The organism is Phorcysia thermohydrogeniphila (assembly GCF_004339575.1).
In the GTDB taxonomy this organism is placed as follows: Bacteria; Aquificota; Aquificia; order Desulfurobacteriales; family Desulfurobacteriaceae; genus Phorcysia; species Phorcysia thermohydrogeniphila.
Genome location: NZ_SMFV01000003.1, coordinates 56,632 through 68,695 on the forward strand (window position 1 = coordinate 56,632; position 12,064 = coordinate 68,695).

The following is a 12,064-nucleotide window of genomic DNA, read 5'->3' on the forward strand; positions in this document are numbered from 1 at the left end:
ACGGAGAGTGCGAGAACACAGACAGCAAAGGAGTAACAATGCTTAGGAAGGTATACGACTTCTTTAGCTCAGTTAAGCTTGCAATTGTCCTGCTTTTAACTCTCGCCGTTACATCAATAATCGGAACAATCATAGAGCAACAGCAGGACCCCGATAAATACCTCAGGGAATACGGGGAAACAACTTACAAAATCCTCAAATTTTTAGGTTTTACAGACGTTTACCACTCTTGGTGGTACATACTTCTCCTAACGCTTTTAGGAATAAACCTAATTGTCTGCTCTATTAAGAGACTTCCTAAAATATGGAAAATTGCAAAACAACCGCGAAAAACCCTCCCAGAAGGTGCAGAGAAAAGTCTTAAAGTCTCCCACTCCATTACCCTTGAAGGAACTGGTGAGGAAATAAAGAAAACTGTTACTGAAACCCTTAAAAAGCTCAAATACTCAACAGAAGTTTCCTTAGAGGAAGAAAACCAAACTCACCTCTTTGCCGACAAGAACGTTTTTGCCCGCTTTGGGGTTTATATCGTTCACCTTGGCGTTCTTATCGTTCTCATAGGTGGCCTAGTTACGGCTATCTTTGGATACAGAGGTTATATGAACCTTTCAGAAGGAACTTCAAGCAACCTCGTTAGCTTCTTTAGCGGGCCAAAGATAATAGAGCTCCCCTTCTACGTTAAGTGCAACAAGTTCACTATAGACTTTTACCCTTCAGGAATGCCAAAGGCTTACATTTCCGACCTTTCCATAATAGAGAACGGTAAGGAAGTTTACAGGAAAAAGATAAGGGTTAACGACCCACTCAAGTACAAGGGTATCTACTTCTATCAGGCAAGTTACGGCCAAGGAGAAGTTACATTCCACATAAAGAGGGGGAATAAGAGGGAAACTGTAAGCGTTGCCTTTGGTCAGCCTTTAAAGTTTGGTGAAGGAACGTATTTAAGGATTGTCAGCTTAGACGGCAGAACGATGACCATGGGCATTGAGTTCATACAGGACGGAAAAATAGAGGAAGGAGTAATAAAACCCTTTGCTTTCTATAAAGTTCCAAAAACGGACGTAACCTTTGCCGTTGTTGATTTTAAACCCGTCTTTTACACAGGTCTTCAGGTATCAAAAGACCCCGGCACTTGGATAGTCTGGGTAGGAAGCACTATATTGATAGTTGGTTTAATAGTTGCCTTCTTTATTCCCCACAGGAGAGTCTGGGCAAGAATTGAAAAGAAGGGGGAAAGGAGAGTAAGGCTCGTGATTGGAGGACTCACCAACAAGGGAACGGAAGGCCTTGCAAGGGAGCTAGAAGAAGTCCTACGGGCTGTCAAGTCTTCATACTGTCCAAATACCCGTAGGGAGGAACAGTCATGATTAGCTCCGTAACCCTCTTTAACGCAGGAATGGTGGCCTTTTTCTTTGCATTCCTCTTCTACACCATCCACACGTTCTCAAAGAGCTCTTGGTCTGGGAAACTTGCAACCCTTGCAGGCTGGTTGGGAGTCCTCATTCAGGGCACAGCGTTCATCGTAAGGGGAATAGAGAAGGCAAAGGTAAATATGGTTTCCGACTGGTTGGCCTTTTACAAGTACGCCCCCTTTACAAACATGTATGAGTCCCTAATGCTTTTTGGATGGACTGCAGTTCTCCTATACCTCCTCTTTGAGTGGAAGTATAAGAACAAAGCTTTCGGAATGTTTGTAATTCCTTTAGCACTGATTGGAGAGCTCTCAACCCAGATACTTGGCTTTAACCCAGAAGCTCAGCCCTTAGTTCCCGCTCTCCAGAGTAACTGGCTACTCTTCCACGTTGTTACTACCTTTGTCGGTTACGCTGCAGCTGCCGTAAGTGCTGGAGTAGCTTATGCCTACTTCTCAAAGAGAGAGGACACTACCCAAAAAGACTGGGCAGTTATCTTCGTTACAACGTGGTTCATCTTCTTCTTTATCATCTACTCAGCTTACAGGGAAAACGTTCCCTACTACCTCGCCATTTCAGCCGTTGCTGCTGTAGTCTTCTGTGCTTTCCTCTACGTCTTAAAACGTTACGGTATTTCAAGGATATTCCCCTCAGTTGAAACGATGGAACAGATAATGTACCAGTCGGTTGCCGTTGGATTTGTATTTCTCACAATTGGAATAATTCTTGGGGCTGTCTGGGCTAAATATGCTTGGGGCGGTTACTGGTCCTGGGACCCAAAAGAGACTTGGTCATTAATCACGTGGCTCGTTTATGCAGCCTACCTTCACGCCCGCTATATTAAAGGGCTTTCTGGGAAACCCCTTGCCTACTTCACAATTGTAGGTTTCTTAAGCGTAATCTTTACCTACTACGGCGTTAACCTGATAATTCCCGGCCTCCACAGCTACGCCCAGTAGTGGGCGTGGCTTTCCTCTAACCGTGTTAAAATGGTGAAAGAGACTAAAGAAAGGAATACAGAGTTTTATGATTTGCAGAAAGTTCCTGAAGGAGGATTCACTTTTAAGTCTTGCCCTCTACGCCTTTTGCGACCTGCTTGAAAGTAACTACTCCTTCTACGCAGCCTCTATAGCCTACTACACAATCATGTCCGTCATTCCCCTCTTTATATTCCTCTTCTTCTTAGGGATGGTCGTCCTCCACGTGAACCTTCATGACCTTATACCGGTGGAGCTCCTAAACTCACCCCTAAAACCTATCTTTCTCCGGATAGAGGAACTCATAAACAACTCAGGCCTCATAAGTGGAACGGCCGCTCTCTTTATGCTCTGGTTCTCAAGAGGAATTTTCCTATCCTTGGAGAAATCCTTCTGTGAGATTTTAGAAGTTGAAAGCCCCTCTAACTTCTTCTACAGGAACTTAGCCATCATTTTTGCCATATTTTTTCTCTGGGTTTTACTCTTCATCTTCTACATAACCAAATACACGATAGCCCTGCTACTTCCTCAAATACCTTTTCTGTCCTTTTTATCGTCTCTCCTTGTTCTAATCCTACTCTTCACGATTTTAGTGAGTACGTACTACTTTATGCTACCCGTTAGCGTCCCCTTCGGCTTCATTCTTAAAATTTCATTTCTTGTCTTTACCCTCCTTCTCTTTTTTGAAAAGGCCTTCGTGTGGTTTATACTCAACGTATCTAAGGTAAACATCCTCTACGGTTCTTTTGCTGCTCTAATTGTTTCTCTCTTATGGATATACTACTCAGCAACGGTTATCCTTTTGGGGGTCGGAATAGTAAAGGGGAAGTTAATAGTTGAGAGGGAGAGGAAAGAATGAGAGTTGTAAGAAGCGTGAAGGAGATGCAGTCAATATCTGAAACCTTGCGGAAAACGGGAAAGACGATTGGCTTCATCCCAACGATGGGATACCTACACGACGGCCACATGAGCTTGGTAGAGCGCGCCCGTAAGGAAAACGACGTTGTCGTTATGAGCATCTTCGTGAACCCTGTCCAGTTTGCGCCGGGAGAGGATTTTGAAAGATACCCGAGGGACATAGAGAGGGACAAAAAAATTGCACAGGAGAAGGGCGTGGACTACCTCTTTGTTCCAGAAGTTTCGGAGATGTACCCAGAGGGCTACTCTACCTACGTTGAAGTGGAGGGAATTACAGAAGTCCTCTGCGGGGCGAAGAGGCCGGGACATTTTAGGGGCGTTGCAACGGTAGTTACAAAGCTCTTCAATATCGTTAAACCCCACAGGGCTTACTTTGGTAAAAAGGACTTTCAGCAACTAAAGGTAATAGAGAGGCTCGTAAGAGATTTAAACTTTGACGTTGAAGTTATCGGCTGCCCCATAGTCAGAGAAGAGGACGGCCTCGCAATGAGCTCCCGTAACGTCTACCTCTCTCCAGAGGAGAGGGAATCTGCAACATCGCTTTACAGAGCTCTAAAGCTTGCAAAGGAGCTCATAGAGAAAGGAGAAAGAAACCCAGAAACTATAAAGTCAAAGATGGAGGAGTTTATCCTCTCCCATCCCCACGTAAAGGCCATTGACTACATAGAGATAGTAGACTCAGAGACCCTTAAGCCTGTTGACGAAATTAAAGAGGGAACGCTCATAGCCCTTGCAGTCTTTGTGGGCAACGCAAGGCTTATAGATAACTGGGTTGTCGGTGAAAGAATTTAACACTTGGAGGGGTTGCTATGGTTTACGAAATTTCCCTTAAAACAACTGGAAGAACCCAGTTTGTTGACATCACAAGACAGGTTGAAGGCATCGTCCTTCAGTCTGGAGTTAAGAAAGGAATCTGCGTTGTTTACGTTCCCCATACAACTGCAGCCGTAACGATTAACGAAAACGCAGACCCCACAGTTAAGAAGGACATTAAAACAATGCTGGATAAGCTAATCCCGTGGAGAGAGCCTTTTTACGAGCATGCAGAAGGGAACTCTGCTGCCCACATAAAGTCTTCACTCGTAGGGTGCAGTGAAACGGTTATCATTCAGGACGGAAGGCTTCTCCTTGGAACGTGGCAGGGAATTTTCTTCTGCGAGTTTGACGGTCCAAGAACCCGTAAAGTCTACGTAAAGGTTATCGCCGGTTAAAAGGCGGAGCAGGAACGTAAGCCGGGTTCTGTTTTACGGGGTCATTTATCTGTGCGGCTTACCCGCTGGCATCGGGCGGGCCACCCTCAAGCGCCAGCCTATTTAGCCTTGCTCCGGGAGGGGGTTGCCGTGCCCCTTTCCCTCGCGGGAAAGGGCGGTGGTCTCTTACACCACCCTTTCACCCTTACCACCTTATAGGTGGCGGTCTGCTCTCTGTGGCCCTTTCCGCAGGGTCGCCCCTGCCTGGCTCAACGCCAGCTCCCTGCCCTGTGGAGCCCGGACTTTCCTCTCAAGGGGAGTAGTCCCCTTGAGCGACCCCTCGTCCTGCTCCGCGCCTCTATAATATAGGGAAGGTAAAAGCTACTTACTAACTTCCCTTCCCAGCTTTGTCTCAATGGACTTTATCTTCTGGACGAGTCGGTTCTCCTTCCCTTTCCTAATGTCAAACTTCACGACGGAGTAAACCCTGTTGCAGTCCGGCTCAAGCTCCTTGTAGGCCTTCTTGATGATTTCAAGGGCTTCCTCAATAGTTTCTGTCTCAAAGACCGTTCCCATGGAAGTTAGCTGGTAGGGAATACCGCTTTCATCAATCATCCTTATTATCCTTGAGACGTAAGCACTCACGCTTTCCCCTTTATCGGTGGGAAACATGGAAAATTCAACTAGAACTGACATCTCTCCCTCCTTTAGACTGTTTGACTGCTAATATCTTAACAATTAACTTATTCCTCAGTTAAACATTTTGGAGGTAACAATGGCACAGCCTATCGGCTTTGCAATTGGGGAGCCTACAACGAGGGAGGTAGAGTTTATAAGTTCAAGTAACGTTCAACTCGGCGATTACGTGGAGCTCTCCTACGAAGGCCACAGAGTTCTCGGCTTCATTAAAGAAATAAAGAGGGTTAACAGAAAGTTAACCGATGACCTTGACCCAGAGGATATAGAGCAGTTAAGGAAGCTAACCGGAAGGGATTCCTTCTTTAGGGGAAGGATTTCTCTCTTAGGGGACGTAGACAGAAAAATGTTTATCCCCAGAGTTCCCCCGGAGCCGGGGACCCAAATCTATCCGGCCTCCCGCGAAACCCTTGAGAAGGTCTTCGGAAAAGAAGACGAGGGGAAGATTCACATAGGCCACCTTTTAACGAGGAATGACGTTAACGTTTACCTTGACATAGACAGCATAGTGAGCAGACACCTTGCCGTCTTAGCCGTTACAGGGGGAGGAAAGTCAAACACAGTTTCTGTGATTATTGAGGGACTCCTTGAAAAGGACGGAACTGTCTTGGTCTTTGACATGCACGGCGAATACGTGAACTTCTCCTTTACCAAAAACGGAAAACCTGCAGTAAGGCGTATAGACGTCCTACTCAACCCCGTAAGGCTCAGCTACCACGAGTTTAGGATATTTGCAAACGTTGATGACAGCGCCTACATACAGGACAGGTACTTAAGGAGGGCCTTTAAGCAGGTAGTTGAGGAGATAAGGAACGGGGAGACTCCAGCCTCAGACTTTTGGGCAAGGTTACTGCTGGAGCTCCAGTCCTACAGAACCGACGAGGCCTTTAAGGACGACTGGAAGTCCATCACCGGCGTTATAAACAAGGTTGAGGATATGCAGGAGTTTTACGGGGAGCTCTTTGACACCCTCCACCCTCCAATCGTTGAGCAGATAGAGTTTGGAAAGCTCAACGTAATAGACCTTTCCCACGTTGACGAGAAAATCGCCGATATCGTTGTAAGCCACGTTCTAAGGAACATTCTTGAAAAGAGAAAGGCCTTTGTCAGGGGAGAAGGAGGAGGTCTTGAATTCCCAGTCTTTATGGTTCTTGAAGAAGCCCACATACTCGCCTCATCAACTCTGAACACCCGCTCCCGCTACTGGATCTCAAGGATAGCAAGGGAAGGAAGAAAGTTTGGCCTTGGACTCTGCCTCGTCACCCAGAGGCCAAAAGCCCTTGACTCAAACGCTTTATCTCAGGCAAACAACATGATAATTCTCAGGCTCGTTGAGCCGGGAGACCAGAGACACGTCCAGCAGGCCTCAGAGTCCTTAAGCTCAGACCTTGTAGAGCAGCTTCCCTCACTAAACGTCGGAGAAGCCCTCGTTATGGGAAAGATGATACCCGTTCCTGCACTTGTTAAGATTAGACTTGCAAAAGCGAAAAAGAGTGGCAACGATATCAGCGCAGTTGAGGAGTGGAAAAAATACAGAGAGAAGTTTGAAAGAGATAGAAAAGAACTTAGCGACTTCTCCATCTTAGGAGACACGGAGTTTTAACTATGGACATCGTAAAGGAAAAGAAACAGATAGCCCTATACTCTGTTCTCTTAAACCTATTCCTATCACTCATGAAGATAACCGTCGGTTTCCTCGCAGGTTCAACTTCCTTAGTAGCCGACGGTATCCACTCAGTAGCAGACCTTGCTGCAGCTCTCTCCGTCTACGCAGGCATAGTTATCGCCAACATGAAGCTAAAGGAGTTCCCCTACGGGCTCTACAAAGTTGAAAACATCATCTCCCTTGCAAGCGCCTTTGCAATCTTCTTTGCAGGCTACGAGATAGCAAGGGACGTTCTCTTCAGCGGGCAGGTAATGGAGATAAAGAACCTGCCTTTAGCTGTAGCCGCAATATTCGTTACCATCGTTGTTACGTACCTCTTTTCCCGTTACGAGAGGAGAAAAGGAGAAGAGCTCAACTCACCAAGCCTTATAGCCGACTCAGAGCACATAAAAACGGATATGCTCTCCTCTGTAGTAGTCCTTGCCGGTATTATCGGTAACTACGCCGGCTATCCAATAGTTGAAAAGTTGGCCGTCCTCATCGTTGTCGTCTTCATCTTCCACTCCGGATACGAGATAATGGTTGAAGCGCTAAAGGTTCTCCTTGACGCATCAGTTGACAGGGAAACCTTAGAGAAGATAGAGAAGATACTACAGTCTCACCCTCTAATAACCTCTGTGAAATCTGTAACGGGTAGGAGCTCCGGCAGCTACCGTTTTATAGAGGCAGAAGTCTGCATTGCTACAAACAGCTTAGAGAAAGCCCACAACATCGTCCACGAGCTGGAAGAAAAGGTAAAGAGGGACGTTCCCTTCATAGAGAAGATAATCATTCACTTTGAACCAGAAGAGAGGAAAGAGTTTGTATACGCAATTCCCGTTGAAGGAGATAGGGTCTGTAGCAAGTTTGGAGAGTGCCCAGAAATCCTTCTCCTTAAAAAGAGCAACGGAGATATTGAAATCCTGCAGAGATTAAAAAATCCAGCGGTAAACCTTAAGTACGGCAAGTGCATTGAGCTCGTTGAGTTCTTGGTCTCAAAAGGAGTAAACTGTATAGCCGTTAACTCCCTCCCAGTAGGAAAGGGCGTGATATTCGCCCTATCCAACTACGGAATCGGAATGACACTAATTCCAGAAGAAAACCTCAACGCTTTCCTGAAAGAGCTAAGAGAGAAACCGTGCGAGCCCCCCCTTGCCGTCTGGAACAGGTACGCCTGTGACATCAACGGAGGAGGTGAACGTGAAACCCCACGACCTTCTGGCCAGAGATAGTATGCAGTCCCACCTAAACGTGGCCGTCTTTGTTGACATGCAGAACATCTATTACGGCGCAAAGAACACTCTTAGGAAGAAAGTTGACTTTAAAAGGCTTCTCCACATCGGAGTAAGGGGACGGAGGCTCTACAGGGCAATTGCCTACCTCATAAACCTTGACAGGGTAAATCAGGACAGCTTTATCTACGTCCTCAGAAACCTCGGCTATGAAGTCAAACTAAAAGAGCCCAAAAAGTTCTACAACTGGGACAGGGTAGAGTACAAAGCAGACTGGGACATGGGAATTGCCATTGACGCCATTGCTATGGCAGAAAACGGAAAAATAGACGTAGTTGTCCTAATGAGTGGCGACGGGGACTTTGTTGACCTTGTAAATTTTTTAAAAGCAAAAGGTATAAAGGTTGAAGTTATCTCCTTCAGGACGATAACGGCAAAAGAGCTCATTCAGGCTGCAAACGAGTACATAGACTTAGAGGAGATGGGAGAATACATAGTCTTAGAGGAGAAGGACGATGAAGTTGGTGACAATTCCAGCAGGAGCTTTCGTAGTTAACACCCTTTTACTCTGGGACGAAGAGACAAAAGAGGCCGCCATTGTTGACCCGGGCGATAGGCAGGCAGTAGAGGAGATAGAGGACCTCGTTTCCCGCCACGACTTGAAAGTAAAGTACATCATCAACACCCACGAGCACCCAGACCACACGGCAGCAAACGCTTGGGCAAAGTTAAGTTTTAAAGAAGCTAAGCTCCTAATGCACCCCTTAGCTGCAGAAAACCTTAACTACTGGACAGAAAGCGAAGTGGGGGAGCTCGCAGGAGCAGAGTACTCACCCCAGCCAGACGAAGTAGTAAACGACGGAGACGTTATAAAAATTGGAAACCTCTCCCTTGAGGTTATCCACGCCCCGGGACACTCACCGGGAAGCATAGTTCTCTTCTCTCCGGAGACCAACGTGGCAATTGTCGGCGACCTGATTTTTAAGGGAAGCATAGGCCGTTACGACCTTCCGATGAGCGACTATACGACCCTTAAAAGATCCATAGTAAAGGTGCTAAACAGACTAAACCCCGACACCACAATAATTCCCGGACACGGCCCAAAAACCACAGTAAGAACTGAGGTCGCTGAAAATCCTTTCATAAGGGAATTCTTAGGATGACAGCCGGAACCCACGTCCTTGCAGCAATTTCTGTAGCAGCCATCTTTAACCTTCCGGCCATTCCTGCCGTGGCAGGGAGTATACTCCCTGACGTTGACCTTAAAAAAGGGCTGCCCTTTCCTCCTAAGAGGACGCTATTTAACAGCCACAGGGGAATCACCCACCACGTCGCCATTCCGATACTTCTGTTCTTCATAGCTATTTGGATAAAGGACTTTGTTAACTTACAGCTTGGCATTTACCTGTTGTCCTTTACCCTCGGTTACGCTTCCCACCTCTTACTTGATTCCCTTAACCCCTTAGGAATACCCTATACCACCAAATACTACCCAAGGTTTTCACTAAAACTAATGAAATCAGGTAGAACCGGAGAGATTTTTGTTATACTTCTCTTGGTTAGCTTCCTTATTTTCTTAGTAAACCAAGGAAAACTGGGTTTTGAAACCCTCTTTAGTGGAGAAATCCTGAAAGCGATAAAAAATCTGACGAAGGAGGTCGCAGGATGAAGTTTTTTATTGATACCGCAGACATCAACGAGATAAAAGCCGCAATGGAAATGGGAATGGTTGATGGAGTAACAACAAATCCTACTCTCATCTCAAAGACCGGAAGACCGTTCCTTGAGGTTGCAAAGGAGATAGTAGAAACCGTTCCGGGGCCTGTAAGCCTTGAGGTGGTAAGCCTTGACACCCAAGGAATGGTTGACGAGGCAAGGAGACTTGCTAAGCTTGGCGATAACGTTGTTATCAAGATACCTATGACAACAGAAGGCCTTAAGGCAGTTAAGATACTCTCACAGGAAGGAATCAAGACAAACGTTACCCTTGTATTCTCTCCACTTCAGGCAATCCTCGCTGCCAAGGCAGGGGCAACCTACGTTTCACCCTTTGTTGGAAGGCTTGACGACATAGGACACGACGGAATGGAGCTCATATCCCAAATTGTTCAAATCTACGACAACTACGGTTTTGACACAGAGATTATAGTCGCAAGCATAAGACACCCACAGCACGTCCTTCAGGCAGCACTGATAGGCGCAGATATAGCAACAATTCCATTCAAAGTCATAAAGCAACTTGCAAAGCATCCACTAACAGACGTTGGACTTCAGAGATTCCTTGAGGACTGGGCAAAAGTTCCAGATAGAGACCAGATTTTCCGTTAGTAACTCTCAATAAACTGGGGGGAGTGTGGAATACGGCACTTTAATAAAGCAAGCTTTCCAGCTACTTCAGGAAAGCTTGAGGAAACTTGAAGAGGTTGAGTACGCCATAAAGCTCCTTGAGGAGGAGCTAAAGGAGTACAGGACTCTCGTTGACAAGGAGTCCTACATACCGAAAGAGAAGTTCATAAAGCAGAGGGTCCGCAGGCTCATTGAGCGTATGAAGTACGCCGTTGACGAGCTACTTATGGGAGTGGGAATAAAGATTTCTATCGTCGGAAACATTCCGGACTCTGACAGACACTCAATAGTGAACTACATAGCAACCTACATTGACAGGCACATCAGGCCAAGCGACACCCTCTTTATGCTGGAGGACGACAAGCTGGGAATCATCTTCACAGTTAAGGAGAGGGAACACTTTGAAGTGATAGTGAGGAGACTTGAGTCTATGCTCTTGAACCTTAAAGCACAGACCTACAGCACGAGGAACATCCTTCTAAACTACAAGATAACCTTCTTTGAAATAGAACCAACTATGACGGTAGAGGAGGTTTTTGAGAAATTGAAAACTTAGAGGTTGGGGGGGGGAGGATATGGAAGAAAAAGTAAGGGTAAACGTTCCTTCCTTTTCTCTACCTAAAGAAGTAGAAGATATTTTGAAAAAGATTCGTGAAGGAATACCAATGAAAGAAAGTAGCAAGATTGAAACTGGTAAACATAAAGTTGAACTTAAAGTACTAAAAACTACCGATGAAGATGAACCAGACTCAGATTTAGAGAAAAAAGCTGGATGCTATATTTTTGTAAAAGAAAATAAGGCAGTATATGTGGGTTTTGTTGGAAAGAAAATAAATCAAGAGCAGAAGCAAGATCTTAAAAATAGATTGAAGGATCACCTAAAGGGAAAGCCCGATAATAGCTTTGTGAAAAATTTAATAAAGAAAGAATTAGGAATAGATGCTAAAGACATCACATCAGAAGAGAGAAAAGAACTAATTAGAAGGCACACTGACCTTGTTATCACGATATCCACAGGCAATATAAAAGACGAAGAGGCAAAAAAATTAGCACGGAAATTAGAGAGATGGCTAATTTGTATTTTAGAACCTAAGTATAACCTTGAGTAGCGGGAGCTCCCGCTACTCAATTATCTCAAGAACAGCCCTCTTGCCCATCTTTGTAGCTGCAGCAGAAAGGAGAGTCCTTAAAGCCTTTGCAGTTCTTCCCTGCCTACCGATAACCTTTCCAAGGTCTTTTGGGTCAACCTTTAGCTCAATAACAACTGTTCTTTCGCCTTCTGTTACCGTTACAGAAACGGCATCTGGGTTGTCAACGAGCCTCTTAGCAACGCACTCAACCATCTCCTTTAGAGCAGACATCCTTCACCTCCCTACTGAACCACCTTCTTGATGAGGGACGCAACCCTGTCAGTAGGCTGAGCACCCTTTGCCAGCCACTCCTTCACTTTCTCAACGTCAAGCTGGAGCTCCTTAGACTTTGGGTTATAAGTTCCAAGGATGTCTATTGTCTTTCCGTCCCTCTTAGCCCTTGCGTCTGCAACTACAATCTTATAGATTGGCAACTTCTTCCTTCCCATTCTCTTTAATCTTATCTTTACCAAGGCAATCCTCCTACCTTTAAGTTTTGCACCAGTATTTTATTCCAA

At 45.7% G+C, this 12,064-nt stretch carries 16 protein-coding genes and 1 other RNA gene; 13 read left to right on the forward strand and 4 right to left on the reverse strand.

The genetic code is table 11. The annotated features are described in order from the left end of the window. The first annotated feature begins 38 nt into the window (after positions 1-38). The 5 genes from resB (at position 39) to CLV27_RS04590 (ending at position 4,518) form a co-directional block, all read left to right on the forward strand. Positions 39-1,367, forward strand: coding sequence for a cytochrome c biogenesis protein ResB (resB, locus tag CLV27_RS04570; RefSeq protein WP_132526283.1), 1,329 nt, complete (start codon positions 39-41; stop codon positions 1,365-1,367). Beyond that, positions 1,364-2,371, forward strand: coding sequence for a c-type cytochrome biogenesis protein CcsB (ccsB, locus tag CLV27_RS04575; protein WP_132526285.1), 1,008 nt, complete (start codon positions 1,364-1,366; stop codon positions 2,369-2,371). The genes resB and ccsB overlap by 4 nt, the downstream gene beginning before the upstream one ends. A gap of 67 nt (positions 2,372-2,438) precedes the next feature. Then, a complete protein-coding gene (locus CLV27_RS04580; RefSeq protein ID WP_132526287.1) occupies positions 2,439-3,248 on the forward strand; it encodes a YihY/virulence factor BrkB family protein in 810 nt (269 codons plus the stop codon). Further along, the gene (gene panC, locus CLV27_RS04585; RefSeq protein ID WP_132526289.1) at positions 3,245-4,099 is read left to right on the forward strand and encodes a pantoate--beta-alanine ligase; all 855 of its coding nucleotides are present in this window, start codon (positions 3,245-3,247) and stop codon (positions 4,097-4,099) included. The genes CLV27_RS04580 and panC overlap by 4 nt, the downstream gene beginning before the upstream one ends. A 17-nt stretch (positions 4,100-4,116) precedes the next feature. Next, entirely contained in the window at positions 4,117-4,518 is a 402-nt protein-coding gene (locus CLV27_RS04590; protein ID WP_132526291.1) for a secondary thiamine-phosphate synthase enzyme YjbQ, read from the forward strand. A gap of 1 nt (position 4,519) precedes the next feature. Here the strand turns inward: CLV27_RS04590 and rnpB are convergent. Further along, an RNA gene (gene rnpB, locus CLV27_RS04595) (RNase P RNA component class A) lies at positions 4,520-4,849 on the reverse strand. A gap of 29 nt (positions 4,850-4,878) precedes the next feature. Then, entirely contained in the window at positions 4,879-5,193 is a 315-nt protein-coding gene (locus CLV27_RS04600; RefSeq protein ID WP_132526293.1) for an MTH1187 family thiamine-binding protein, read from the reverse strand. A gap of 79 nt (positions 5,194-5,272) precedes the next feature. Here CLV27_RS04600 and CLV27_RS04605 point away from each other — a divergent pair, with 79 nt between their 5' ends. Genes CLV27_RS04605 through CLV27_RS04640 form a run of 8 tightly spaced genes read left to right on the forward strand, consistent with a single transcriptional unit; the run spans position 5,273 to position 11,525 of the window. Beyond that, a complete protein-coding gene (locus CLV27_RS04605) occupies positions 5,273-6,796 on the forward strand; it encodes a helicase HerA-like domain-containing protein (RefSeq protein ID WP_132526295.1) in 1,524 nt (507 codons plus the stop codon). 2 nt (positions 6,797-6,798) lie between these two features. Beyond that, positions 6,799-8,070 carry a cation diffusion facilitator family transporter gene (locus CLV27_RS04610; protein ID WP_132526297.1) on the forward strand — a complete coding sequence of 424 codons (1,272 nt, stop codon included), beginning with the start codon at positions 6,799-6,801 and terminating at the stop codon, positions 8,068-8,070. Further along, the gene (locus CLV27_RS04615; protein ID WP_132526668.1) at positions 8,039-8,626 is read left to right on the forward strand and encodes a LabA-like NYN domain-containing protein; all 588 of its coding nucleotides are present in this window, start codon (positions 8,039-8,041) and stop codon (positions 8,624-8,626) included. Before CLV27_RS04610 ends, CLV27_RS04615 begins: the two co-directional genes overlap by 32 nt. Then, positions 8,586-9,233: an MBL fold metallo-hydrolase gene (locus tag CLV27_RS04620; protein WP_132526299.1), complete on the forward strand. Its 648-nt coding sequence runs from the start codon at positions 8,586-8,588 to the stop codon at positions 9,231-9,233. The genes CLV27_RS04615 and CLV27_RS04620 overlap by 41 nt, the downstream gene beginning before the upstream one ends. Next, complete coding sequence (locus CLV27_RS04625; protein ID WP_132526301.1) at positions 9,230-9,739, forward strand: metal-dependent hydrolase; 510 nt, start codon at positions 9,230-9,232, stop codon at positions 9,737-9,739. The genes CLV27_RS04620 and CLV27_RS04625 overlap by 4 nt, the downstream gene beginning before the upstream one ends. Then, positions 9,736-10,398: a fructose-6-phosphate aldolase gene (gene fsa / locus CLV27_RS04630; protein WP_132526303.1), complete on the forward strand. Its 663-nt coding sequence runs from the start codon at positions 9,736-9,738 to the stop codon at positions 10,396-10,398. The genes CLV27_RS04625 and fsa overlap by 4 nt, the downstream gene beginning before the upstream one ends. 25 nt (positions 10,399-10,423) lie before the next feature. After that, positions 10,424-10,972: a hypothetical protein gene (locus tag CLV27_RS04635; RefSeq protein ID WP_132526305.1), complete on the forward strand. Its 549-nt coding sequence runs from the start codon at positions 10,424-10,426 to the stop codon at positions 10,970-10,972. A gap of 19 nt (positions 10,973-10,991) precedes the next feature. Then, on the forward strand, positions 10,992-11,525 hold the full coding sequence (locus tag CLV27_RS04640; protein WP_132526307.1) for a GIY-YIG nuclease family protein: 534 nt from the start codon (positions 10,992-10,994) through the stop codon (positions 11,523-11,525). Between the two features lie 12 nt (positions 11,526-11,537). On the opposite strand, the gene CLV27_RS04645 is transcribed toward CLV27_RS04640, so the two are convergent. Both CLV27_RS04645 and rpsP read right to left on the reverse strand, forming a co-directional pair. Then, the gene (locus tag CLV27_RS04645) at positions 11,538-11,777 is read right to left on the reverse strand and encodes a KH domain-containing protein (RefSeq protein WP_132526309.1); all 240 of its coding nucleotides are present in this window, start codon (positions 11,775-11,777) and stop codon (positions 11,538-11,540) included. An 11-nt stretch (positions 11,778-11,788) separates the two neighbouring features. Next, positions 11,789-12,019 carry a 30S ribosomal protein S16 gene (rpsP, locus tag CLV27_RS04650; protein ID WP_132526311.1) on the reverse strand — a complete coding sequence of 77 codons (231 nt, stop codon included), beginning with the start codon at positions 12,017-12,019 and terminating at the stop codon, positions 11,789-11,791. Between the last annotated feature and the right edge of the window lie 45 nt (positions 12,020-12,064).